This is a genomic window from Sphingorhabdus buctiana (assembly GCF_042680825.1).
Classification (GTDB): Bacteria; Pseudomonadota; Alphaproteobacteria; order Sphingomonadales; family Sphingomonadaceae; genus Sphingorhabdus_B; species Sphingorhabdus_B buctiana.
Map to the genome: position 1 here is coordinate 296,619 of NZ_JBHUEL010000008.1, position 23,433 is coordinate 320,051.

The following is a 23,433-nucleotide window of genomic DNA, read 5'->3' on the forward strand; positions in this document are numbered from 1 at the left end:
TAGGGGGAAGGTTGACGCGATGCAAGCGCTGGCGCAAAGCCTGCGAATGCGCACAGTCTATCTTAACGGCCAATTTGTTCCCGAATCCGAAGCAAAGGTGTCGGTCTTTGACCGGGGCTTCCTCTTTGCCGATGCAGTTTATGAGGTGGTTTCGGTCATCGATGCGAAGCTGATCGATTTTGAGGGGCATGTCGTCCGGCTCCACCGGTCGATGGCCGAATTGAAGATGCCGCACCCGCCCACACGCGAAGCCTTGCTCAGCATGTGTCGTGAACTTGTGGCGCGCAACGACCTTGTCGAGGGTATGATCTATTTCGAGGTGACCCGAGGCAATCCCGGCGATCGCGATTTCCTGTTTCCCGCAGGCGATTTGCAGCCAACCATTGTCGGTTTCACCCAAAAGGCATCATTGGTCGATCGGCCGCAAGCTGAATCCGGTCTTTCGGTGGTTACGCTGCCAGATCGGCGTTGGCAGATGGCGCATGTGAAGACGACGCAGCTGCTTTATGCATCACTGATGAAGGCTGAGGCAAAGGCGCAAGGCGCCGACGATGCATGGCTGGTGCGCGACGGTTTCGTTACCGAAGGTACATCACAAAACGCGCATATCGTCACCAAACAGGGAAAACTCATCACCCATCCGCTTGATAGCAGTATCCTGCACGGCATCACCCAGGCGTCGGTGCTGGAATTGGCCCGGCAAGGGGCCGTGGAGATTGAAACTCGAGCCTTCACAGTCGAAGAGGCGAAAGATGCAGCCGAAGCCATGGTGACGGCGGCATCGGCATTCGTGCTTCCGGTGACCCGTATAGATGGCGTTCAGCTTGGCGATGGCAAATGCGGTCCTATCACGCGGAAATTGCGCGAAACCTATATCGAGTTTGCGCGCAACTCCGCGATCTGATCGCAAGAAGGAGTTTTTATGCGCAAGCTTATCATCGCCGCGCTTTTCGCAACCGGCAGTCTGGCGACCCCCGCCGTTGCAACCGAAGTCAGTATCATAGCGACCAATCCGGTGATCGACCTTTCGGTTACCGAATATGTCGAAACCACGCCTGACGTGGCGACATTTTCAACCGGTGTCCAGACGCTTGCCCCAACCGCAAACGAGGCAATTCGCCAGAACAACACCCAGATGTCGGCAGTGATCGCGCGCCTCAAAAAGCTGGGAATTGCCGACAAGGATATCCAGACGACCCAGATATCGCTGAACCAGCAATTTGACTATGCCGATGGCCGGCAGGTGTTCCGCGGTTTCATCGCCAGCAATTCGGTTTCGGCCAAGCTGCGAGATTTGAAGAAATTACCGCAGTTCCTCGATGCTTTAGCGAGCGACGGGGCAACCAATTTCAATGGTCCGATGTTCTCGGTCGATGATGATAGCAAACTGCGTGAAGCAGCGCGCGACAAGACATGGAACAGCGCGGTGCGCCGTGCCGAGGCAATTGCCCGCAAGGCAGGCTATGCTAATGTTCGGGTCCTGCGCGTCGAAGAACAATCGGGTGAGCCCGGCTATCCGATGCCGATGATTGAAATGCGCGCAGCCGATGCAGCAGGCAAGGCAACACCCATCGCGCCGGGGCAGATCCGTATTGGTTCGACGATGAATTTCACGTTCGAAATGGTCAAATAATCGCGCTGCGGGACGGTATCATGCTTACCAAATCCTTGACGCGCCGTTCAGTCTCGGTTCAATGCGCCGCAATTATTCGGGTTCGCATGAAAAAAGCCGTCCTGCTCCTTCTCGCCGCCGCGCTGGGTACTGCCAGCGTTTCTGCACCTGTCCATGCCCGCAAGGGAGATGACCAGGGCAAAGCGCGTGAGCAGATGAATTCGGGCAAGGTGCTTTCTCTCCGTGAAATCGAAGGACGCGTGGTGCCGCGGATGCGCGGCATGGAATATCTCGGCCCCGAATATGATGGCAATGCGCAAGTCTATCGCCTGAAATTTATCGATTCCGGGCGCGTAATCTTTGTCGATGTGGACGCCCGATCGGGCAGCGTGCTTCGCCAGCGTTGACGGCCAACCGATTGAGATACCGGCTTTGCTTTGCGCCTGCCGTTCAATCTGTTATCTCTCATAAATTCACCATAACCATAGGGAGCAAGGAAGCCAAATGCGCATCCTGATCGTGGAAGACGAACCGACGCTGGGCCAGCAGCTGAAATCGACGCTTGAGGGTGCCGGTTATGCCGTCGATCTCTCGACCGATGGCGAAGACGGCCATTTCATGGGCTCCACCGAAAATTATGATGCCGTCATCCTCGATCTCGGCCTGCCGGAGATCGACGGACTGACGGTGCTCGACCGCTGGCGGCGCGAAGGGCGCAAATTCCCCGTACTGGTGCTGACAGCGCGCGATAGCTGGTCAGACAAGGTGGCCGGGCTTGATGCCGGAGCGGATGACTATCTTGCCAAACCCTTCCAGACCGAAGAGCTGATTGCCCGGCTGCGCGCGTTGATCCGCCGCGCTTCGGGCAATGCCTCATCCGAACTCACCGCAGGCGATGTACGGTTGGATACGCGGTCGGGCAGGGTGACGCTCAACGGCGAACCGGTGAAGCTGACCGCACAGGAATATAAGCTGTTGTCTTACCTGATGCACCACAAGGGTAAGGTCGTCAGCCGCACCGAACTGATCGAGCATATCTATGATCAGGATTTCGACCGCGATTCGAACACTATCGAGGTGTTCGTTACCCGTATCCGCAAAAAACTGGGTCAGGATGTGATCTCCACTATCCGCGGCCTTGGCTATAGCCTGGAAGAACCACGCGGCTGAAACCATGGCGGATGAGGCGGGCCAGGTTGCTCCGGTAACGACAGCAGAAAAGCCCGCACGCGGCACCGGTTCGTTGAGCCGGCGCATGATCATCATCGCTGCAGGCTGGATCACCCTGCTGTTGATTGCAGGCGGGCTGGCGCTCGACCGCGTGCTCGTCAACGCGGTGTCAGACAATTTCGACGACCAGATGGAGTATGTCCTGACGGCAATGATCGCTTCGTCCGAAATCGGGCCTGATGGCGAGGTGCGCCTCAACCGGCCCTTGGGCGACCAGCGATTCCTAGAGCCTAATAGCGGTCTTTATTGGCAGATCAGCGGCCGGAACAAGATGCCGTTCCCCTCGCGCTCGCTATGGGATCGAACATTGCGCGTCGATTTCAGCCACACCGATTCCGAACCGCATTTCCGCAACAGCAGTGAATTTGCCGGTGAGCCGCTGCGCATTGTCGAGCGCGCGATTGTTCTTCCCGACAGCCAAACGCGATGGATTTTCATGGTCGCGCAAAGCCGTGAAAGTCTGGACGCGCAGATCACTGAATTACGCACCGTGTTGGCGACTGCCTTTGCCGTGCTCGCCTTCGGCCTCATCATCATGGCCGCGCTCCAGACTTTTTACGGGCTGTGGCCGCTGCGCGACGTTCGGCGAGAAATTGCCGCGATGCGGAGCGGGAAGCAGCGTCGCATCCAGGAAGCGCTTCCTGATGAAGTTATGCCAATGGTCAATGAACTCAATGCCTTGCTCGATCATAATGAGAAACAGGCTGAAGAGGCCAGGCGCCATGCCGGAAATTTAGCCCACGCTCTGAAAACACCGCTGACCGTGATTATGAACAGCGCAACCGCACAGGCGCCCGACTTGGCAGAGACGGTCATACGCGAGGCAACCACCATGCGGCGGCAGGTCGATCACCACCTTGCCCGCGCGCGTGCCGTGGGCCGCAGGGGGCACAGCCACAGCCGGGCAGAGGTCTGGCAGAGCCTTGAGTCGGTCGAACGCGCAGTCGGCCGCCTCTATCGCCACGTCCGCCTCGACATGGCAGGCAACAAGGAAGTTGCGGTGCGTGTCGAGCGGCAGGATCTCGATGAAATGATCGGCAACCTGGTCGAGAATGCTGCCAAATATGGCGGGGGCAGTGTGTTTGTGACGGTTGAGGACCAGGGTGAGATGGTGGCGATCATTATCGAGGACGATGGCCGGGGTATCCCTGAAAAGGACCGTGCCCGCATCTTCGATCGTGGTGTCCGCTTGGATAGCGGCAAGCCCGGGACAGGTCTGGGCATGGCAATCGTTCGCGACGTCGCCGAAATCTACAACGGCACCATCGAACTTGATGAAAGCGAAGATATGGGTGGGTTGCTCGTGCGGCTCAAACTGCCCAAGGCGGTTTAAGCCGCTCCGTCGCGAATCCGCTCATGGTGGCGGATCACTTCATCGATGATGAAGCGCAGGAATTTTTCGGTGAAATCGGGGTCGAGATTGGCATCCTTGGCCAATTGGCGCAGCCGCGCAATCTGTCGCTCCTCGCGTCCCGGGTCGGCGGGAGGGAGTTTGGTGGTCGCTTTATATTCGCCCACCGCCTGTGTGATTTTGAACCTTTCGGCCAGCATGAACACCAGCGCTGCATCTATATTGTCGATGCTCTCGCGATAACGGGTCAGTTTTTCATCTTGTGCCATCGCGCGTTCCATGCCGCGCCAAGTCGCAACAGGCAAGCAGGATAACAGCTTTTGCACTTGCGCGCGGGCGTACCGCTTGCCAAGGCGAGCCATTATGACTGCAACCATCCACCAGCTTGGCGGCGCACGCACGCCTTCGCTCCAGCCAATGCTGAACCTTGTCGCGCCGGAGATGAACCGCGTGAATGCGGTCATTCTCGATCGCATGCAGTCCGAAATCCCGCTGATTCCGGAACTGGCTGGGCATTTGATTGCTGGCGGTGGAAAGCGGATGCGGCCGATGCTGACGCTCGCCTGCGCGCGTTTGCTCGATTATCCGGGCGATCGGCACCACAAATTGGCGGCCGCCGTCGAGTTCATTCACACCGCAACGTTGCTGCACGACGATGTTGTCGATGGCAGCGACATGCGCCGCGGAAAGACCGCCGCCAACCTGATATTCGGAAATCCGGCAGCAGTTTTGGTGGGGGACTTCCTCTTTTCCCGATCATTCGAGCTGATGGTCGAAGATGGTTCGCTCAAGGTCCTGAAGATTCTTTCCAACGCATCGGCGGTGATTGCCGAAGGTGAGGTCAACCAATTGACCGCACAGCGGCAGATCACGACCAGCCAGGAAAAATATCTCGACATTATCGGTTCCAAAACGGCTGCACTTTTTGCCGCTGCCTGCCGGATCGCCGCAGTTGTTGCCGAACGCCCCGAGGCCGACGAACTGGCTCTCGACGCTTATGGACGCAATCTGGGAATAGCCTTCCAGTTGGTCGACGATGCCATCGATTATGTTTCCGATGGCGAAACTATGGGCAAGGATGCGGGCGATGATTTCCGCGATGGCAAGGTGACGCTGCCGGTCATTCTGGCGCACAGCCGGGGCGATGCAGAGGAAAAGCACTTCTGGCACAACGCCATGCTCGGCCATCGGGTCAGTGCCGACGATCTGGCCTATGCCACCAGCCTGCTGCGCAAATATAACGCCATCGACGACACGCTGGAACGTGCACGCCATTATGGCCAACGCGCGATTGATGCGCTCGGGCCCTTTGCTGCCAGCGCTGCAAAGGATGCCTTGGTTGAGGCGGTGGAGTTTGCCATTGCCCGCGCCTATTAAGGCGGCGTGACCCTTCCTGTCGAAGCTGTACTGCCCGAATTAAAGGCTGCGCTCGCCGCAGGCTCCAATGCCGTGCTGATTGCACCGCCGGGTGCTGGCAAGACAACAATGGTCGCCTCTGCTTTGCTGGGGGAGCCTTGGTGCGACGGCCAGATACTGCTCCTTTCCCCACGCCGCCTCGCTTCACGCGCTGCTGCTGAACGGATTGCCGAACTGATGGGTGAACCGGTCGGCGGGCTGGTCGGTTATGCAACCCGGATGGACAGCAAGCAGTCGGCCAAGACGCGCATCCTCGTCCTGACCGAGGGCATTTTCCGTAACCGCATACAGGATGATCCGGAATTGGCGGGTGTCTCAGCGGTTCTGTTCGACGAAGTCCATGAACGCAGCCTCGATAGTGATTTCGGGTTGGCGCTAGCGCTCGATGCCCAAGGCGGATTGCGGCCAGATCTGCGGCTGGTGGCGATGTCGGCGACGCTCGATGGCGGACGCTTTGCAAAGCTGATGGATGCGCCGGTAATTGAGAGCGAGGGCAAATCCTGGCCGCTTACATTGCAGCACATCGGCCGCAAAGCCGAGGCGCGGATCGAAGATGAAATGGCTGCGGCCATCTGCCGTGCGCTTGCCGATGAACGGGAGGGCGATGTGCTGGCCTTCCTTCCCGGCGTTGCGGAAATCGAACGGACGGCGGAACGGCTGGAAGGCATTTTGGCCGAAATCCATCGCCTGCATGGCAGCCTTGATCCCGCCGAACAGCGCGCCGCCATTCGCAAAGGCGAACGGCGCAAGGTGATCCTCGCCACTTCGATTGCCGAGACCAGCCTGACCATCGATGGCGTGCGTATCGTCGTCGACAGCGGCCTAGCACGCCGTGCCCGCTATGACCGGGCGGCTGGATCGACGCGACTGGTTACCGAACGCGCCAGCCAAGCGGCGGTGACACAAAGGGCAGGGCGCGCCGCACGGCAGGGCCCAGGCGTCGCCTACCGGTTATGGGAAGAAGCCGCGACCGCAGGCCTGCCGCCCTTTGACCCGCCAGAGATTCTGGAGGCAGACCTCTCCCCCTTGCTACTCGATTGTGCGCTATGGGGCGTCGGCGATCCCGCGACGCTGCAATGGCTCGATCCGCCGCCAAAGGCAGCAATTGACGAAGCCCGGACGCGGTTGTTCGATTTGGGCGCAATAGATGCTAGCGGGCGACCCACCGAGCATGGACATGCGATAGTACGCCTGCCGCTTCCCCCACGGCTGGCGCATATGTTGGTAGCAGCCGCCGAACTGGGGTTTGCCGCGCTGGCCGCCGAGGTTGCCGTTTTGCTTTCCGAACGCGGGCTGGGCGGAAACGATAGCGACATCGAAAGGCGGCTCGAACGTTGGCGGGGCGAACGGGGTCAACGGGCCGAGGCCGCCCGGGGGTTGGCGAAAAGGTGGACACAGCTACTTCCCCGCCCGCAATCAGATTCTCGCAAGCTAGCTGGGAGTGTTGCTGTTGCCATCGCGCTCGCCTTTCCCGATCGCATTGCTCGCCGCCGCGACGCGAAGGGCGAGAATTGGATCAGTGTCGGGGGCAGGGGCTTTCGGCTCGATCCTGCACATCCATTGGCCAAAGAAGAATGGCTCGCGGTTGCGGATATCCAGGGTGCGGCATCGGGCGCGCGGATTATATCGGCCGCGGCCATCGATTTTGCCGACATAGAGGCGCTTTATGGCGACCGGATCATCAGCGGAGCGCATGTCAGTTTTGATCCTGCGAGCGGGGGCGTGCGCACCGAGAGCGGGCGGCGGCTTGGCGCTATCACCCTTTCCAAAGGGCAGGACGCGAAGGCCGATCCCGAAGCTATCGCTGCGGCGTTGTTGCAAGGTGTACGAGACCATAGCTTGCAAATGCTTCCATGGAGCGAGGCGAGCCTGCGCTTGCGCGAACGTGCCTCATGGGCGGGTGTCGATGGGTTGGACGATGTCGCATTGCTGGGATCGCTCGATATGTGGCTCGCACCTGCATTGGTGGGCAAAAGACGGCTATCGGACATCGATCCCGGCGCTTTGCACAATGCGCTGCTGGGCCTCCTGGGTTGGGATAATCAGCAGGCGATTGATCGCCTGGCACCTTCGCACTTTACTTCGCCTGCCGGAACCACGCATCCCATCGACTATTCTGCCGAGGGTGGCCCGACCGTCGAACTGCGGGTGCAGGCGTTGTTCGGCGTTGCGGAGCATCCGACCATCGGCCCCAACCGGACGCCGCTTGTGCTTTCGCTTACCTCACCTGCGGGGCGACCGATCCAAACGACGCGGGATTTGCCGGGATTCTGGAAGGGCAGTTGGGCCGATGTGGCAAAGGAAATGCGGGGCCGCTATCCCAAGCATAACTGGCCCAACGATCCGAGCGCCGCGATTGCCAGCCTGAAGACCAAAAAGGCGCAATCACGCACTTGATTGGCGGAGATAAATCAGCGAAAGGCGCTTGCATGACTCAGGCACGGATCATCCAGAAATCGAAAAATGCGTTGCAATCGGGCCGCGCTGGCACAGGGCAATGGGTGCTCGAATATATTCCTGCTGATCCGCAGCGACCCGATCCGCTGATGGGCTGGGCAGGATCAAGCGATACACGTCGCCAGCTCAACCTGAAATTTCCGACGCTGAAAGCCGCCAAGGCCTATGCTGACAAGAATGGCATCAGCTACACAGTCATTCCTGCCGCGCCGAAAGTGCTCAAGCTGCAGGCTTACGCCGACAATTTCAGATAAGCTGCGATCCCAGCAGCAATAACAGGCGAACATCGACGCCGATATTTTCCGCGCGTTTCGTTTCGAGGAACTGTTTCAGTTCGCTCAACGCTACTCGGTGCACGGTGATTTTTTCGCCGTCGGTGCCGCCGCCGTCGCCCACTTTAGTAAGGCCCGATGCGCGCACCAATGTGAAGCTCTCACTCACCATTCCGGGTGACGAATAATATTCGCCTAGCGATTCCAGCTTTGCCGCGCGGTATCCGGTTTCTTCCTCTAGCTCGCGGCCGGCGGCCTCAAGCGGGTCTTCGCCCTCGGTTTCATCGCCGATCAACCCGGCGGGCAGCTCGACGCAATTGCGGCCCAGCGGCACGCGATATTGTTCGACCAGAATTACATGCCCGTCTTCGACGGCAAGGATCACCGCCGCCTTTATCCCACGCGAACGGCTGACATATTCCCATTTGCCCTTGCGCTTGGCGGTGACGAATTTGCCTTGCCAGATGATTTCTTCGATATCTTCTTCGCTCATTAAATCTCGATCAGCCTGTCGGGCAACTCGTTGGGGTTTTCGCTACCCTTGGGGAAATGTTCGGCCAGCACAACACCCATTTGGCGAACGGCCTCGGCCATGCCCTCGCCGGGTCGCCCTTCGCGGACGTTATCGATCAAGGCGATCATAGCATCGCCCCATATTTCGGGGGCGACTTTACTTGCGATAGCTTCGTCAGCCACAATTTCTGCCCGATGTTCGCGCATCGAAAGATAGAGCAGCACGCCAGTGCGTCCGGTTGTCTTGCTTTCGGTGCCGACCTTGAACAGGTCGATCGCCCGGGCGCGCACACGACGCATCTTGATATGCTTGGGGGTGAGCGCAATGCGTAGCGGCGTCCATTGCAGCAGCAACCAGCTACCAAGCCATTTGCCGCCCATGAAGAGGAACAGCGCGGCCAGATATTCACTCGCAGTCCATTCATGCTCCCACCCGCCGAGCACGCGGTCGAGCAGGCCGAGATAAAAATCTGGGAATATCGCGACGACCGATAACGCCAGGAAAGCGATAATGCTGGCCCAAGTCAGCGCGATGTCGCTGTAATCATCGGAGAGGTCGGTAACGATGGTTACGATTTCACCGCTGGTATGGTGCTCCGCCTCGGCCACCGCCGCACTCACCAACTGGTGATCGGCCGCGCTGACATGGCTTATTTTGCGCAAGGCCATGCTCACCATCCTCCCGAGGCACCGCCGCCGCCGAAGCTGCCGCCGCCTCCCGAAAATCCACCGCCGCCAAAACCTCCGCCGCCAAAGCCGCCACTTCCGCCGCCCCAATTGGAACCACCACCGCCCCAGATGATCACGGGGCCACCCCAATGCCGGTTGCGCCCGCGCCGGTGTCTCTTGCCGCCGCGCGCCACTGAAATGATGATTGGCAGGATGAAGAAGAAGAAAACGAACAGCCAGAAGATGACAAGGAAAATGGCTTCGCCGTCATCGCTCGACCGTTGATCGGCCAATGCCGCTTCTTCAGCTATTTTGGTCGCTTCCTCGGGCGGCAGGGTCAATTGGGTAACGATGCGGTCGACGCCAGCGTTGATGCCGCCGTTGAAGTCTCCCGATTTGAAAAAGGGCGTGATGTCATTGCGAATGATGCTCGAGGACAAGCCATCGGTGAGCACCGGCTCCAGACCATAGCCAACCTCGATCCGCATCTTGCGCTCATTGGGTGCCACGATCAGGATAACGCCATTATCCTTTTCGCTTTCTCCTTTGCCATCCTGCCCGATCGCCCAGCTCCTGCCGAGGCGATAGCCATAATCGGATATCTCATAACCCTGCAGGTCCTTGATTGTCGCAACAACCAATTGCCGGTTGGACTGGGTTTCAAGCCCTGCCAGCTTGGTTGTCAGCGATGCTTCCTGCTCAGGTGTCAGCAAGTCGGCCTGATCGACAATCCGGCCCGTCAGCTTCGGAAATTCCTGCGCTACGGCAGGATTGCCGACCACCATGCACAAAGCGGCGACAAATAGGGCGATGGCCCGCAACATGGCGTTGTTCCTGAGCAGCGGCGTTACTGCGTCGGGGCCATGTCGAGCTTGGGTGCAACCTCGGCCCCCGGTGTGGAGGCTTCATAGGGCACCATCGGCTTTGCGCCGTGGATGACCTTTGCACCGATGATGTCGGGGAAGGTGCGGATCGTGGTGTTATACTGGCGTACCGCTTCATTATAATCGCGCAGGGTGATGCGGATGCGGTTTTCCTGACCTTCAAGCTGGTCTTGCAGGCGGAGGAAACCTTCCTGGCTTTTCAGTTGCGGATATTGCTCCACCGAAACGAGCAGGCGCGACAAGGTGCCGGAAAGATTGTTTTGCGCTGATTGGAACGCGGCCATTTTTGCTGGATCGCTCAAGTCGCCCGGCGCCAACGTTACTGAAGTGGCCTTTGCGCGCGCCTCTATCACCTCGGTCAGTGTCTTGTTTTCCTGCGCCGCCGCGCCCTTTACCACTTCGGCAAGATTGGGGATCAGGTTTGCACGTTCCTGAAATGCAGCTTGTACATCGGCCCATTTGGCCTTTGCATTTTCCTCGGCTGTCGGGACGCTGTTGATACCACAACTGGCAAGCGAAACCGCCGCAACGGGCACCAGTAGGAATTTGGCAAGATCGGAACGCATGAGGGTAACTCCTTCCCCGGAAGCAATGTGTGTTATCTACATAGGTCAGCGGTCACATTGTTTCAATGATTTACTCGACAGCTTTCGCATTTCGGCTAGCATCCCCATACCCTTGGCAGATAATGGGGAGACAGTAGATGTTGAGTGAATTCAAAGCTTTCATAGCACGTGGTAATGTGCTCGACCTTGCGGTCGGTGTAATTATCGGCGCGGCGTTTGGCAAAATCGTGACGTCGCTGACCGACGACCTGATCATGCCGTTCATATCGCTGATTACGGGCGGCGGGACGGACTTTTCGGCGAAGTATATCGTGCTCGGCGGCGCCGAAAAGGTACAGGCCGGCATGTCGCTTGCTGCTGCAAAGGCGGCGGGTGCGAATGTCCTCGCCTGGGGTAGTTTTATTACGGCGATCATCAATTTCCTGATCCTGGCATTCGTCATCTTCCTGATCGTGCGGCAAGCGAACAAGATCATGCCGCCGCCACCGGCAGCCACCGGGCCGACCGAAGTCGATCTGCTCGCTGAAATTCGCGATGAGTTGAAGAAGAAGTAAACCGGGCATAAACTGGCGGGATGAACGCGCCAGAACATCAAAGGGGCCGCCACCTCGTCCAGCAGCCTAGCCTGCCGGGTTCGGGTGGCGGCCTTTTTGCTGCTTTGCATGGCCGCACCAGTTCGCGCTTTTTCCAAGCCATTCTCGACCGCATCGATCAGGGACTGGACTATGGCACGATCATCGGGAATTTGCCCGATGGCAGTGTGCGAACATTGGGTGCGCGGGGCGAGGGGCCCACTGCGCAAGTCAACATCCGCAAATGGAATGCATTGCTTCGCCTTGTGCGGGGCGGTTCGATCGGCTGGTACGAAGGTTGGACGGCCGGGGAATGGGATAGCCCCGACCTTGTACCGATATTCGACCTTTTCATGCGCAACCGCGTTTCGCTGGGAAGTGTCGGGCGAGCGTCGGGTATTGCTCGCATTGCAGGCCGCATCGCGCAGTGGATGCGGCGCAACACCCCGACCCATGCGCGCGGGAATATCGAGGCGCATTACGACCTTGGAAATGATTTCTACGCGGCATGGCTCGATCGCACGATGACCTATTCGAGCGCGGTTTTCGAAAAACTCCCGCCGGACGAGCCGCTGGAATCTGCACAGCGGCGCAAGATTGGGCTGATACTTGATCGGCTGGATTTGAAAGCGAGCGACAGCCTGCTCGAGATCGGGTGTGGCTGGGGCGGCCTTGCCGAAGCGGCGCTGGAAAAAGCTGCGATTGCGTATCATGGCATCAGCCTTTCGCCCGAACAGATTGGTTTTGCCGAAGCAAGGCTCGAGGGGAAATCGGGCTGGACCATCACCCTGACCGATTATCGCGATGTGCTTTGTGAATATGATGCCATTGCCAGCGTCGAAATGGTCGAGGCTGTTGGGCAGGAATATTGGCCTGCCTATTTGGATTGCATCGCGCGCTGCCTGAAGCCGGGCGGGCGCGCAGCATTGCAATATATCCGCATAGAGGATGATATCTTCGAACAATATGCCGACGGGCAGGATTTCATCCAGCGATATATCTTTCCCGGCGGCATGCTGCTTTCTGAAAGCCGGTTCCGTGCCCTTGCCGATGAGCGGGGACTCGCGTGGGGGGACCAGGTCGATTTTGGCATCCACTATGCCGAAACGCTGAAGCAGTGGCGCGAACGCTTTGACCTTGCCGTTACGGAAGGTAGGTTGCCCGCCGGATTTGACGAAAAATTCGTTGCGCTTTGGCGCTTTTACCTCATGTATTGCGAGGGAGGGTTCCGTGGAGGCGGAATCAATGTAGCGCAGGTCACGCTCGTAAAAAAATAGCTGTGAAAAATGCAGGTGGGGAGTTTGGGTTTATGAAGAAGTGGCTCATCGGCCTTTTGGTCGTGGCGGCAGCTGTGTTGGGAATAGGCTGGCTGGCCATCGACAAGGATATGCGGGCGCTGGCGGCAAATCTGCCGACCAACCGCAATGTACTGTTCTGGACAATTCCCGAACGCGATGCGGCATTCCGGGCGATGGATCGCCTTCCGGTGCTTGCGCAGGCAAATGTGATCCGGACGGGGGATTGGGTCTATCCGATGCCCAAAGGGGCTGATCTCAAACTCGATACCGACGTGGATGCCTATATGAAGGCGCAGCGCATGGCCGGGCTGGTCATTGTGCAGGATGGCAAGATCCGGCTGGAAAAATATGGTCTCGATTTTGACGCCAACGGAAAATGGACCAGCTTTTCGGTCGCCAAGTCCTTCACATCGACAATGGTCGGCGTCGCAATCAAGGATGGCTATATCGGCAGCCTTGATGACAAGGTCTCGCAATATCTCACGGAGATGAAGGGCTCGGCTTACGACGACGTCACCATCGCTCAGCTGTTGACCATGACGTCGGGTGTCAAATGGAACGAGGATTATGAAGATCCAAATTCCGATGTTGCCCGTTTCAATGAGCATAAGGCTGAACCCGGCGTTGACGTGACCGTCAGCTATATGCGCAAGCTTCCGCGCGAAGCTCCAGCAGGCACCAAATGGGTCTACAAAACCGGCGAGACCAACCTGATCGGGGTTTTGGTCAGCCGGGCAACAGGCAAGACATTGTCTGATTATCTGTCGGCGCGCGTTTGGGCACCGTTCGGCATGGAGCAGGATGCAAGCTGGTTGCTGGGTTCTACCGGCCATGAAATCAGCGGTTGCTGCGTCCAGGCATCTACGCGGGACTTTGCCCGGTTCGGCCTGTTCATGCTGGGTGGCGGCAAGATTAAGGGCGAGTCCATCTTGCCCGATAGCTGGATCGAAGCCGCGACCACAAAGCGTGCCGATATTGGTGAACCAGGCCATGGCTATGGCTTCCAATGGTGGACCTATGATGATGGCAGTTATGCGGCTCAAGGCATTTTTGGCCAAGGCATCTTCATCGATCCGAAACGCAAACTGGTAATCGCATCAAACAGCAATTGGCCCCGCGCAACCGATCCGGCCGGGCAGGATGGACGCGAAGCTTTTTATAAGGTCGTACAAAAGGCAATCGATGCGGAAGCATCCGCTAAACAAGGAAAAAGCAAATGAGCGGTAAGACTGCCTGGATAACCGGTGCATCGTCAGGAATTGGTGAGGGGCTTGCCAAGGAATGGCTGGCGCGCGGCGGCCGCTGCGTACTTTCGGGGCGCAACGTTGCTGCGCTGGAGGAAGTTGCCGCAAATGCGCCCGATCGTTGCCTGGTCCTTCCGTTTGAAACCACTGATTATGCCGCGATACCCGCATTGGTCGAAAAGGCAGTCGGTTTCAGCGGCAATGTTGATGTGCTGGTGAACAATGCCGGCATTTCGCAGCGCTCGCTGGCGGTGGATACCGACATGTCGGTTTACCGCAAAATCATCGACGTGGATTTGCTGGCCCCAATCGCGCTGACACAGGCCTTGCTGCCGCACCTCCTCGCGCGTGGCAACGGCGGGATTGTGATGATCTCGAGCGTTGCGGGCAAAGCCGGCGTTCCGATGCGCACCGCTTATTGCGCGGCGAAGCATGGCCTTGTCGGTTATGCGGATTCGCTGCGCAGCGAGATTGCGGGGCAGGGGATAAAGGTGCTGGTTGTCGCGCCGGGCTCGGTACGCACCAATGTCTCGCGCAATGCCCTTGCATCAGATGGTTCGGTGCGCGGAGTCAGCGATGCAGCGATCGACAATGGCCTTGATCCGGCTGATGTCGCCAAAACTATCTGGGATGCGCTCGACGCCGGAAAGCGCGAAATTGTCGTTGCCGAAGGGATGGAGGCGGCTATCCCCGTGATGCGCGCGCAGGAACCCGACAAATTGTTCGATATGGTCGAGGCGATGGTTGCGCAGGGCTATGCCCAGAAAATGGCAGCCGAAAACAACTGAAATCAGTCGCGGGCGGCGCGTAACGCCGCCCCGGCAGCAAAAGGCGCCAAGGCCGTCATGGCAAGGCTCGTCGCTGCCAGAAGCTGCAGCGCATTGGTTGCCCCATCGTCGAGCGTCCCTGCGCCGAAAATCAGTATCGGAATGGCGAGCGGCACCAGCAGCAACCCGCCCAAGGCCGATGCGCCGTTGAGACCCGCTGTCAGTGCTGCGATGGTAACGCCCAATCCTGCGAAGGCGGGCAGGGCAAGCGCAAGGCCCAGCACCAGCGCCAATGCCTTTTCATCCGGCACACCCAGCAGGGCAATCGCCACCGGCGTTGCCAGCAGCAAGGGGATGCCGAAGCCGATGATATGCCCGCAAATCTTTGCAGCGGCGATCCATTCGTCAGCCCAGCCGCGCAAAACCAATTGATCGAGCACGCCCGACTGGCGGTCGGGAAGGACCAAGCGCTCGATCGGAAGCAGGCTTGCCAGCAAGGCTGCGATCCACAAAATGCTTCCTCCGACACGCGAAAGCAATGCCTTGTCTGGCCCGGTGACGAACGGGAACAATGTTGCGACAGCAAGGTAGAACACAATAGGCAACCATAGACCGCCGCCCGTCCAGGAAAGGCGCACTTCGCGCCATGCGATGCGGGCGAAACCTTTCATATGGCGGCCTCAACCAGCGGCCTGTCGATCACGATGCTCCGGCTGACATTGACGGTAGGCGCAATATGCGATGCGACAAGCGCAATTCCGCCCGCTTCGCAATGGCGCGAAATTGCGGCATCGAGGCGCGCCACATTGGCTTGGTCCAGCCCATTATAGGGTTCATCGAGTAACCAGATCGAAGCATTGGACGCTAGCAGGCGTGCCAATGCTCCGCGCTTTTTCTGTCCCGCCGAAAGTAGCCTGACCGGCAGCCCGGCCAGCGAGCCCAGATCCAGCGTCTCCATCGCGACGGAAAGCCTTTGCGGGCTTATGCCATCCAAGGTTGTCCAAAAGCCGATCGCCTTTTCGAGCGGCTGGTCCAGATCAAGCGCCAGATTATCGTCGCACAAGGCAATTGCGCCGCGTGTTTCCGCCGTTCCGGAAGCTATCGGAAGCAACCCGGATAGCGCGCGGAAAAGGGTCGATTTGCCGCTGCCATTGGCGCCGCGTACCCAGATCAGTTCGCCGCTTTCCGCTTCGAGCGAAAAATTGCGCAGGATCAACCGGCTGCCGCGTATTATGGCGACGCGGTCCAGAATGATGGTTGGCGATGCGGCTTGACTGTCCGGCATGCGGCGACATAGGCACGGCGCGCGCAAAAAGCAAAGGCAGGAGAATGTGATGGCTGTTCGCGAACTGGATGAAACCGAACGCACAGCGGCATTGGCCCAATTGGACGGCTGGTCCTATGATGCAGAAGCACGCGGTATCCGGCGCACTTTCCGCTTTGCCGATTTTGCCGAGGCCTTTGGTTTCATGAGCCGGGTGGCGATCCTTGCTGAAAAGGCCGATCACCACCCTGAATGGTTCAATGTCTACAACCGCGTTGAAATCCTGCTGACCACGCACGATGCCAACGGCCTTTCGGCGCGCGACATCGACCTCGCGACTGCAATTAACGGTTTTGCCTGATCGTCAATTTTTGACGACGGTTTCGATACCCTGCATCAACCCCAGCTGCTTTCGCAACCGTCCCGGGAACCAGCGGGCGGCAAAGGCGAGTTGCTTCGCGGTCTTGTTCACCGTGGTGTGCACCTTGTCACCATGAATGGCATCCCATGCTGCCGGGCCGATGATCGAAACCGGGCTGACTTCGATACCCGCTTCCAGCAGGCGTTCCTTGCCGGTCTGGTTTGAACCGGGGTCGACCGCGCCGATGATGTTGGTGTCGATGAAGCCGGGCATCAGCGAACGTGATTTGATGCCCAGTTCGCGCCATTCGATGTCGTGCGCTTCGGTAAGGCCACGTACCGCGAATTTGGTCGCGCTATAGACGCTAAGGCCTGCCGAGCCATAAATGCCCGCTGCCGACGCGGTGTTGAGCACGCAACTGCCGGGTGTCGCCTGAAGATAGGGGAAGCAGGCACGGATACCGTTGATCACACCGGTGACGTTGATCGCGATCATCCGGTCGATATCCTCATCCTCCATGTCCTGGATCGGCCCGCCCGAACCCACGCCGGCATTGTTGAACAAAACGTCCATCTTGCCGCCGGTATGCTTCGCGAAGTCGGCCACCGCTTCTTTCCATTGCGGCCGGTTGGTGACATCAAGCTTGTGTGATGACCACTGCCCAGCGGGGAGCATGGCTGCGGTTTCTTTCAGGCCCGCTTCGTTGACATCGGCGAGCCCGACGAACCAGCCCTTGGCAGCAAAATAGCGCGACACTTCGCGGCCAAGACCGGAGGCAGCACCGGTAACGAATATGCTTTTGCGACTATCTGACATGCTTCGACTCTCCCCTTTATTTTCACCCCTGTAAGCACAGCAAATCCGAAGGCGGGTCAACCCTTACTTGCAGCTTGCGCCGGTGGCCGATATTCCTTGGTCGGTCATGCAAATCCTCCGATCACTGGTTTTCGCCTTCTCAATTTTGCTTTTTACCCTCTGTCCGGGGCAAGCGCGGGCAGAAGTGGTCGCCACTTTTTACAGCCATGATTTCGGAGACCATTTTCCCCACGCCTTTATAAAGCTGAAAGGGACGGTCGATGCGACCGGAGAAGCCGTCGATACCAATTACGGATTCACCGCGGTCAGTGTTTCGCCAGCGATTTTGATGGGTTCGGTCAAGGGAATGATCGAAACCAAGGATGCCAAATATATTGGGAAGAGCAACGCTCATTTTTCACTGCGGCTGAGCGACGCCGAATATCGGAAACTGATCGCCCATGTCGAAAGCTGGCGAAACATTCCCGGTAAAAGCTACAACCTCAACAAGCGCAACTGCGTGCATTTCGTGATGGAGGCAGCCGCGCTCCTTGGCCTAACGGTCAACCGCAAGAGCAAGTTCTTCAAGAAACCCAAATCATTCGTACTCGAAATGATGCGGCTCAATCCGACGCTAAAGCTTTAGGCACAGGGGTGCATGACGCACCCCCGGCATAGTCGCAAAATCAGCGGCAATTGCGTTTGCGCACACTGTCGATCGAGCGGACATAGCTGTCGCGCGTGTGGAGCACGATGCATTGTTCCGACGACGCCCGCCAATAGGTGCGGTATTTGCCATCATAGCGATCATCGGTTTCGATGAGCGAGAATCCGCGCGATGAGAGCTGCGCACGGGCGTCTGAACTGGATCGACCCACAAGGTCGTTCACATTGACATAGCTGCTATAACCGCCGCCATAATAAGGGTCCCGATAGCTGCCATTATAGCCGCGCTGGCGAACCCCGGCCTCAAAGCCTTGGGAATAATAATCGGAGCGGCTGTAGTTATGATAGGGGTAGTTGTAGAGCCCGTCATTATAGCCGCGCTCATAATCGGCTTCATATTGCGCGTTGCCATAATGGTTATAGTCATTGTGGTTATGCGACTTGTGGCTCAGCGCGATGGCACCGATCAAGGCCGCTGCACCGATAGCAACCGCCGCACCTGCATCCCCGGATTTTTGGCCGCAATCGCCTGCGCTTTCCGAATTGATGGCTGCATAGCGGCCATCCTCGGTCGTCACGCGCACGCATTTCTTCGACGATGCCTTCCACCAGTAAGTGTAGGATTTGTCATCACCGTGCGATGCATGGTGCAGGCTGTATCCGCGAGCCTCCATCTGCGTTTCGCCAGACGATCCTTTCACACCTATCAGGTCAGCAAGATCACTCGGCGTCGCCGCCATAACCGGTGTTGCGACCATCGAAAAACTCGCTGCAACGGCGACTGCAATTTTTGGAAGTCTTGAAATGCTCATCTCGATTGCTCCCCTCAGACAAGGAAAATTCACATACGATTAGAGCGACCCGGTAGGGCATGACTTTTGTCTAACGCATTGTGGCGCAAAATTGCTCAAACGCCGTGTAAAATCTTTTGCAGACTGCGCTTAAATCGCCTCGAAACCCGTCGCATAATAATGCCAGGTGAAAATCGCGGCAGCTCCGCGATGCGGACGCCAGTTTTCGGCAAGCTCGCGGGTGGGCTTTTCGGTCGGGCGCTCTTCCAACAGCAAAATGCGCTTCACGCCTTCCTGCACCGCAAGGTCACCGGCAGGCCAAATGTCCGCCCGACCTTCGGCAAACAGCAAGTAGATTTCGGCGGACCAGCGGCCAATCCCTTTCACCTTTGTCAGATAGGCAATGGCTTCCTCATCATCTTCGGGCAGGGCGTCTAGCGGCAATGCGCCAGAAACGACCAGTTCGGCAAGGCTGCGGGCATAACCCTGTTTCTGTCGGCTGAGGCCACAAGCGCGCAGGCTGTCAAAATCCTCCGCCAGCAGTTTTTCCGGCGCGCATTCGGGGCCGAGCTTCGCCTCGAGCTTGTTCCACATCGACGATGCTGCTGCCACGCTCACCTGCTGGCCCACAATCGTGCGCAGCAATGTTGTATAGCCGCGATCGCGGATGCGCGGTTCGGGATAACCTGCTTGCTCGAGCGCTATTGCAAAACGCTGCTCTTTCGCCGCGAGCGCGTCGAGCGAATGCCTTATCTGGTCAGCGGTGAGGCCCATTACTTCGCCATTTGCAGCAGGGCCATTGGCGGCCCAAAGGTTTTCGGCCCGATATCCCAGCGCAGCACTTGCACCGCGCCCTCATCGATCGGCCCCTCATCGGTGTTGTTTGCCAAAACCTTTGCATTGGTGCGGATGGTGAAAGTGCCTTTGACCTCGACCGGTTCGATACTCTTCTTCGACCCCATGCCGGGTATCATCGATCCTGCCCCCATCAACGACATCAAAGATACATCAGCATCATTGTGGAATGTCGGCGCCTCAATGCGCACCCGGCCATTATCCCAGCGGGTGACATGGATCATCGGATTTCCAAGCGCATATCGCGGGATCACAGGAAAGGCGAAATCGTCTGCCAGGCGGCCTTTGGTTGAATAGTCGATCATGAACAGGCCGTTGCCCAGATGTTCGACCTTGTTCCAAGCGGCCAGCCGCTCGACTTCCTTGGTAAAGCGGTCGATTGTCTTTGGATTGCTGGGGTCAATGCCGCCCAGCATGGCGGCGAACATCTTCTTCGCCTGTTCTTTTTCCTTCTTCGATTTGGCTTGCTGTTCGTCCCAATCCTTTTTCTGCTGCTCGATTTCTGCCGGGGTGCAGTCGCGTTCGGTCCATTCGCTTTCTTCCGTCACTGCCTCAGCGGCTGCGTCTGCAGCCTCGGCGGCGGCTTCTTCGGAATAGTCAGGATCGACGCTATCCTGTGATGTGATCGAGGCCGCCGTACCTTTGTTTTCGGGGGCAATCTCGGCAAGTGCTATTTCGACCGTGGCAGCGTCTGCAGCCGCCTTTGCCTCTGCCTGCTGGCGCTTCTTATCCTTCTTTTTCTCCGCCTCGCTCATCTCCGGTTCTGGCAAGGCACCGTAACAGGCAGGGACGAATTCCGCGTTGGCACCTTCGGCATCGAGCGTATCGTTGAGCAGGTTGGCCAGGCCCACCAGCTGAATCTGCCCTTTATAGCTGAAGGCAAATTGGCCATCGGCCATGACGGTCATCTCGGAATTGAATTCGCCCGGCAACAGCAGGCATCCCGAAAGGCTGAACGGAGCGACGATGGCCAGCCCCACAGCGGCAATTTTCTTCAACTGCATTCAGTCTGCTTTCGATTGGCGCAGCGCTGCATCGGCATAAAGCGCGATCGCTGCGGCGTTGGACACGTTGAGGCTTTCCATTTGTTCGCTGATCGGCAGTTTCGCCAATTGGTCGCAATGGTCTTCGATATTGGCACGCATGCCTTCGCCTTCTGCGCCCAGGACAAGCGCGTTGCGGCGCGGGGCGAGAGCCTTATCAAGCGTTGTATCGGCATGGCCGCTAAGGCCGATGCGCCAATAATTATGTTCGGCAATCTCTTCCAAGGCACGGGCCAGGTTCACCACGCGAACCCAGGGAACGATTTCCAATGCGCCCGAGGCGGATTTGGCCAACACCCCGGATTCGGGTGGCGCATGCCTGTCTTGCGTCACCACTGCGATGGCATCAAATGCTGCTGCCGACCGGAAGATCGCTCCCACATTGTGGGGATCGGTAACCTGATCGAGGATAAGGATCGGACGGTCATCATCTTCATGCGCGCCCAATATATCTGACAGCCAGACATCCTCCAGCGGCGCGACTTCGGCGACAATGCCCTGGTGCGGGGTATCGCGCGGAACGAATCGGGCAAGGTCGGATCCTTCGCAAAACTGGAAGGGCACACCCTGCGGCAGGTCGACATGCGCCAATGCTTCGCGCGTGCCCCATACCTTGATAATCCGCCGTTCGGGATTCTCCAGTACTGCAGTCACGGCATGACGCCCCCAGAATTTGGGATTGCCACTGATTTGCGCCGCTCCGCGTCGGCGTTGGCTTTTATGTGAACTCATTTTGCTGCTATTCCATCTCGGCCATTGACAGGCAAGCGGCGTTTCGCCAATAGGCCGCTTCTTCTTCGGGACCGGCCCTTTGCCAAGCGCAAAGCCCCGCAGAAAGATGGACAGGTGGCCGAGTGGTTAAAGGCAGCAGACTGTAAATCTGCCCGGTTTTCCGTACGCTGGTTCGAATCCAGCCCTGTCCACCATATCTCTTCCCGCAGCTTTTCGCAGAAACCCGTAGGAATATCGAAATACCTACGTTAAATTCGCCGTACAGGCCCGCCTGTACCCGCCCTGACTTGTCTACAGTCAAGCCGATGTGTGGGGGAAGTGTGGGGGAAAATTGTCGTTCCCCCACACTCTGGATTCTCAAAGCGAGAATGGAAAGTGTGGGGGAAGATATGGGTAAGCTGACAGCATTATCGGTCAAAGCAGCTTTGACGAATCCTGGCGCCTATCAAGATGGCGACGGCTTGTTCCTTAAAGTGGATAAGCGTGGCGGTGCATCATGGATCTTGCGACTCCAGCGCGATGGTAAGCGACAAGACATAGGGCTTGGTTCAGCTAGCTTGCTCTCGCTGGGTGAGGCTCGCGACAAAGCGAGCGAACTTCGCAAAGCTGTAAAGTTGCAACGCCGAGATATCCTTGCAGAAAAGAAAGACGCAATAGCCGCAAAAGTAACGTTCAGCGATGCAGCGCGGCAATATCATGCCGAAAACGCAGCCGGTTGGAAAAGTACCATCTACCGGCGCCAGTGGCTCGCCAGCTTAGAAAACTACGCGTTCCCTAAGCTAGGCAACATGCCAACCGGAAGCATCATGACCTCTGACATTATCGCGGTGCTAACACCAATTTGGCAGAAAATACCCGAAACGGCGAGACAAGTTCGCAATCGAATTTGCGCGGTGCTGGACTATGCTCATGCGAAAGGCTGGAGGTCGACCGAAGCTCCATCTGGGGGTGGTAGTTTAAAGGCTGGCCGCGGTTTACCGAGACAGATAAAGCAACGTGAAAATCGAAAAGCTATGCCTTACGTCGCATTGCCTAGCTTCCTAATCGCGCTGCGACGCAAGCCTTCGTATGGTCGGCTGGCTTTGGAGCTGTTAATTTTGACGGGGGTTCGCAGCCAAGAGGTGCGTCTCGCGACGTGGGATGAATTCGATCTAGAAGGCCGTCTCTGGACGATTCCTGCTAAACACATGAAGCGAAATAAAGCGCATATTGTTCCGTTGTCCGACGCTGCCCTTGCGGTGCTAGCAAAAGCAGCGGCCTTAAAACTTGCGGGTACCGATCAAGTGTTTCCTGGCATCGATGGCAGACCAATGTCAGACATGACGCTATTGAAGGTTTTACGGGATATGAGCGAACCTTATCACGTACATGGTTTCCGGTCTGCCTTTACTGACTGGGCGGCAAATGAAGGCTACCCCGATGCCGTTGTTGAGGCGGCGTTGGCTCATAAAACTCCAGATGCTGTTCAGGCGGCCTATCGGCGGACAACGTACTTAGGTGTGCCTAGTCAGCCCGGGCAGCGTGTTAAGTTGATGTCAGACTGGGGTCGTTTTTGTGATAGCGGGTTGTCCGGTAGCGCAGCGGTCGTGCCACTTAAACCCGTAAGGACCACAGCATGAGCCCGCGTTCAACTTGCTCTCTCTCTGAAGCACTTACTGCCCTGGCATTTGATGATCCACTTGGAGCAGCGTTTGTTCCGTTAGCGATAAAAGAAGGGCGCTGGAAATGCACTGGAGATGAGGCATTCGCTAAAATAATTGATGCTTTAAACGCCTTGTGCGACGCTAGTTATCACGGCGACGTCAAAATTTTCGGACGTAGTTCGAGCATCTCAGGGGGCGCAGGGAAGTTGCAGTTGATAACCCCTGATCAGTGCGTTGATCATCGCTTGTTTGTGCCTGGGCATGATACTCTATGGCAGGGGTGCAACCAGGGAAAAGAGTATGAGGACTCTTTTACGGCATTTAAGACTACCCAGATGTTGAGTGATATCCAAGTCGACTTTGTGATCTGCCCCCTTCTGGGTGGTCCAAAATCTATGTTATTTTGGACACGGAAGGAAAAGACGAATGCCA

General features: G+C 57.7%; 28 protein-coding genes and 1 tRNA gene. 17 read left to right on the forward strand and 12 right to left on the reverse strand.

The features are described 5' to 3' along the window. Nucleotides 1-46: 46 nt before the first annotated feature. The 5 genes from ACFSAG_RS09660 to ACFSAG_RS09680 all read left to right on the forward strand — a co-directional run bounded on the left by ACFSAG_RS09660 (nucleotide 47) and on the right by ACFSAG_RS09680 (nucleotide 4,175). A complete protein-coding gene (locus tag ACFSAG_RS09660; protein ID WP_381514063.1) occupies nucleotides 47-904 on the forward strand; it encodes a D-amino-acid transaminase in 858 nt (285 codons plus the stop codon). Between the two features lie 18 nt (nucleotides 905-922). Next, nucleotides 923-1,633: an SIMPL domain-containing protein gene (locus ACFSAG_RS09665; RefSeq protein WP_381514065.1), complete on the forward strand. Its 711-nt coding sequence runs from the start codon at nucleotides 923-925 to the stop codon at nucleotides 1,631-1,633. A gap of 86 nt (nucleotides 1,634-1,719) precedes the next feature. Beyond that, entirely contained in the window at nucleotides 1,720-2,019 is a 300-nt protein-coding gene (locus ACFSAG_RS09670) for a hypothetical protein (RefSeq protein WP_374615004.1), read from the forward strand. Nucleotides 2,020-2,116: 97 nt separating this feature from the next. Then, nucleotides 2,117-2,782, forward strand: coding sequence for a response regulator transcription factor (locus tag ACFSAG_RS09675; RefSeq protein ID WP_374615005.1), 666 nt, complete (start codon nucleotides 2,117-2,119; stop codon nucleotides 2,780-2,782). 85 nt (nucleotides 2,783-2,867) lie between these two features. Then, the gene (locus tag ACFSAG_RS09680; RefSeq protein WP_374615036.1) at nucleotides 2,868-4,175 is read left to right on the forward strand and encodes a sensor histidine kinase; all 1,308 of its coding nucleotides are present in this window, start codon (nucleotides 2,868-2,870) and stop codon (nucleotides 4,173-4,175) included. Here ACFSAG_RS09680 and ACFSAG_RS09685 read toward each other — a convergent pair. Then, nucleotides 4,172-4,462, reverse strand: a complete 291-nt coding sequence (locus ACFSAG_RS09685; protein ID WP_374615007.1) for a chorismate mutase — start codon at nucleotides 4,460-4,462, stop codon at nucleotides 4,172-4,174. The two genes, ACFSAG_RS09680 and ACFSAG_RS09685, sit on opposite strands and share 4 nt — an antisense overlap. 94 nt (nucleotides 4,463-4,556) lie before the next feature. Here ACFSAG_RS09685 and ACFSAG_RS09690 point away from each other — a divergent pair, with 94 nt between their 5' ends. Genes ACFSAG_RS09690 through ACFSAG_RS09700 form a run of 3 tightly spaced genes read left to right on the forward strand, consistent with a single transcriptional unit; the run spans nucleotide 4,557 to nucleotide 8,320 of the window. Continuing rightward, nucleotides 4,557-5,570 (forward strand): polyprenyl synthetase family protein, encoded by a 1,014-nt coding sequence (locus tag ACFSAG_RS09690; RefSeq protein ID WP_374615008.1) that lies wholly within the window; start codon nucleotides 4,557-4,559, stop codon nucleotides 5,568-5,570. Between the two features lie 6 nt (nucleotides 5,571-5,576). After that, on the forward strand, nucleotides 5,577-8,006 hold the full coding sequence (hrpB, locus tag ACFSAG_RS09695; protein WP_381514069.1) for an ATP-dependent helicase HrpB: 2,430 nt from the start codon (nucleotides 5,577-5,579) through the stop codon (nucleotides 8,004-8,006). Nucleotides 8,007-8,038: 32 nt separating this feature from the next. Continuing rightward, a complete protein-coding gene (locus ACFSAG_RS09700; protein WP_381514072.1) occupies nucleotides 8,039-8,320 on the forward strand; it encodes an ETC complex I subunit in 282 nt (93 codons plus the stop codon). On the opposite strand, the gene ACFSAG_RS09705 is transcribed toward ACFSAG_RS09700, so the two are convergent. Genes ACFSAG_RS09705 through ACFSAG_RS09720 form a run of 4 tightly spaced genes read right to left on the reverse strand, consistent with a single transcriptional unit; the run spans nucleotide 8,313 to nucleotide 10,970 of the window. Then, nucleotides 8,313-8,831 (reverse strand): NUDIX hydrolase, encoded by a 519-nt coding sequence (locus ACFSAG_RS09705; RefSeq protein WP_381514075.1) that lies wholly within the window; start codon nucleotides 8,829-8,831, stop codon nucleotides 8,313-8,315. The two genes, ACFSAG_RS09700 and ACFSAG_RS09705, sit on opposite strands and share 8 nt — an antisense overlap. Further along, nucleotides 8,831-9,520, reverse strand: coding sequence for a TPM domain-containing protein (locus ACFSAG_RS09710; RefSeq protein ID WP_381514078.1), 690 nt, complete (start codon nucleotides 9,518-9,520; stop codon nucleotides 8,831-8,833). Before ACFSAG_RS09710 ends, ACFSAG_RS09705 begins: the two co-directional genes overlap by 1 nt. Nucleotides 9,521-9,522: 2 nt before the next feature. Next, nucleotides 9,523-10,344: a TPM domain-containing protein gene (locus tag ACFSAG_RS09715; RefSeq protein WP_381514081.1), complete on the reverse strand. Its 822-nt coding sequence runs from the start codon at nucleotides 10,342-10,344 to the stop codon at nucleotides 9,523-9,525. Nucleotides 10,345-10,367: 23 nt separating this feature from the next. Further along, nucleotides 10,368-10,970, reverse strand: coding sequence for a LemA family protein (locus tag ACFSAG_RS09720; RefSeq protein WP_374615014.1), 603 nt, complete (start codon nucleotides 10,968-10,970; stop codon nucleotides 10,368-10,370). Nucleotides 10,971-11,107: 137 nt separating this feature from the next. Here ACFSAG_RS09720 and mscL point away from each other — a divergent pair, with 137 nt between their 5' ends. Genes mscL through ACFSAG_RS09740 form a run of 4 tightly spaced genes read left to right on the forward strand, consistent with a single transcriptional unit; the run spans nucleotide 11,108 to nucleotide 14,872 of the window. Next, the gene (gene mscL / locus ACFSAG_RS09725) at nucleotides 11,108-11,524 is read left to right on the forward strand and encodes a large conductance mechanosensitive channel protein MscL (protein WP_374615015.1); all 417 of its coding nucleotides are present in this window, start codon (nucleotides 11,108-11,110) and stop codon (nucleotides 11,522-11,524) included. 20 nt (nucleotides 11,525-11,544) lie between these two features. Next, the gene (locus ACFSAG_RS09730; protein ID WP_381514085.1) at nucleotides 11,545-12,819 is read left to right on the forward strand and encodes a class I SAM-dependent methyltransferase; all 1,275 of its coding nucleotides are present in this window, start codon (nucleotides 11,545-11,547) and stop codon (nucleotides 12,817-12,819) included. Between the two features lie 32 nt (nucleotides 12,820-12,851). Continuing rightward, entirely contained in the window at nucleotides 12,852-14,060 is a 1,209-nt protein-coding gene (locus ACFSAG_RS09735) for a serine hydrolase domain-containing protein (RefSeq protein WP_381514088.1), read from the forward strand. Next, nucleotides 14,057-14,872, forward strand: coding sequence for an SDR family NAD(P)-dependent oxidoreductase (locus tag ACFSAG_RS09740; RefSeq protein ID WP_381514091.1), 816 nt, complete (start codon nucleotides 14,057-14,059; stop codon nucleotides 14,870-14,872). Before ACFSAG_RS09735 ends, ACFSAG_RS09740 begins: the two co-directional genes overlap by 4 nt. Before the next feature lie 2 nt (nucleotides 14,873-14,874). On the opposite strand, the gene ACFSAG_RS09745 is transcribed toward ACFSAG_RS09740, so the two are convergent. Together ACFSAG_RS09745 and ACFSAG_RS09750 are read right to left on the reverse strand one after the other, a co-directional pair. Then, a complete protein-coding gene (locus ACFSAG_RS09745) occupies nucleotides 14,875-15,522 on the reverse strand; it encodes a heme exporter protein CcmB (RefSeq protein WP_381514094.1) in 648 nt (215 codons plus the stop codon). Continuing rightward, entirely contained in the window at nucleotides 15,519-16,136 is a 618-nt protein-coding gene (locus ACFSAG_RS09750) for an ABC transporter ATP-binding protein (protein ID WP_381514098.1), read from the reverse strand. Before ACFSAG_RS09750 ends, ACFSAG_RS09745 begins: the two co-directional genes overlap by 4 nt. A 49-nt stretch (nucleotides 16,137-16,185) precedes the next feature. Between ACFSAG_RS09750 and ACFSAG_RS09755 the strand changes: the two genes are divergently transcribed. Then, entirely contained in the window at nucleotides 16,186-16,476 is a 291-nt protein-coding gene (locus ACFSAG_RS09755) for a 4a-hydroxytetrahydrobiopterin dehydratase (RefSeq protein ID WP_381514102.1), read from the forward strand. Between the two features lie 3 nt (nucleotides 16,477-16,479). On the opposite strand, the gene ACFSAG_RS09760 is transcribed toward ACFSAG_RS09755, so the two are convergent. Beyond that, on the reverse strand, nucleotides 16,480-17,292 hold the full coding sequence (locus ACFSAG_RS09760) for an SDR family oxidoreductase (protein WP_374615023.1): 813 nt from the start codon (nucleotides 17,290-17,292) through the stop codon (nucleotides 16,480-16,482). A gap of 106 nt (nucleotides 17,293-17,398) precedes the next feature. Here ACFSAG_RS09760 and ACFSAG_RS09765 point away from each other — a divergent pair, with 106 nt between their 5' ends. Continuing rightward, nucleotides 17,399-17,917, forward strand: coding sequence for a hypothetical protein (locus ACFSAG_RS09765; RefSeq protein ID WP_381514105.1), 519 nt, complete (start codon nucleotides 17,399-17,401; stop codon nucleotides 17,915-17,917). A gap of 40 nt (nucleotides 17,918-17,957) precedes the next feature. On the opposite strand, the gene ACFSAG_RS09770 is transcribed toward ACFSAG_RS09765, so the two are convergent. From ACFSAG_RS09770 to rlmB, 4 genes are all read right to left on the reverse strand, one after another. Further along, a complete protein-coding gene (locus ACFSAG_RS09770; protein ID WP_381514108.1) occupies nucleotides 17,958-18,749 on the reverse strand; it encodes a hypothetical protein in 792 nt (263 codons plus the stop codon). Between the two features lie 129 nt (nucleotides 18,750-18,878). After that, entirely contained in the window at nucleotides 18,879-19,502 is a 624-nt protein-coding gene (locus ACFSAG_RS09775) for a DNA-3-methyladenine glycosylase family protein (protein WP_374615027.1), read from the reverse strand. After that, nucleotides 19,502-20,587, reverse strand: coding sequence for a hypothetical protein (locus tag ACFSAG_RS09780; protein WP_381514111.1), 1,086 nt, complete (start codon nucleotides 20,585-20,587; stop codon nucleotides 19,502-19,504). Before ACFSAG_RS09780 ends, ACFSAG_RS09775 begins: the two co-directional genes overlap by 1 nt. After that, nucleotides 20,588-21,358 (reverse strand): 23S rRNA (guanosine(2251)-2'-O)-methyltransferase RlmB, encoded by a 771-nt coding sequence (gene rlmB / locus ACFSAG_RS09785; RefSeq protein ID WP_381514114.1) that lies wholly within the window; start codon nucleotides 21,356-21,358, stop codon nucleotides 20,588-20,590. Nucleotides 21,359-21,466: 108 nt separating this feature from the next. Between rlmB and ACFSAG_RS09790 the strand changes: the two genes are divergently transcribed. The 3 genes from ACFSAG_RS09790 to ACFSAG_RS09800 all read left to right on the forward strand — a co-directional run. Next, a tRNA-Tyr gene (locus tag ACFSAG_RS09790) sits at nucleotides 21,467-21,552 on the forward strand. A 195-nt stretch (nucleotides 21,553-21,747) separates the two neighbouring features. Next, entirely contained in the window at nucleotides 21,748-22,977 is a 1,230-nt protein-coding gene (locus tag ACFSAG_RS09795; protein WP_381514117.1) for a tyrosine-type recombinase/integrase, read from the forward strand. After that, the coding region (locus tag ACFSAG_RS09800; protein WP_381514120.1) for a hypothetical protein at nucleotides 22,974-23,433 on the forward strand (460 nt) is incomplete at its 3' end. The genes ACFSAG_RS09795 and ACFSAG_RS09800, both read left to right, overlap by 4 nt.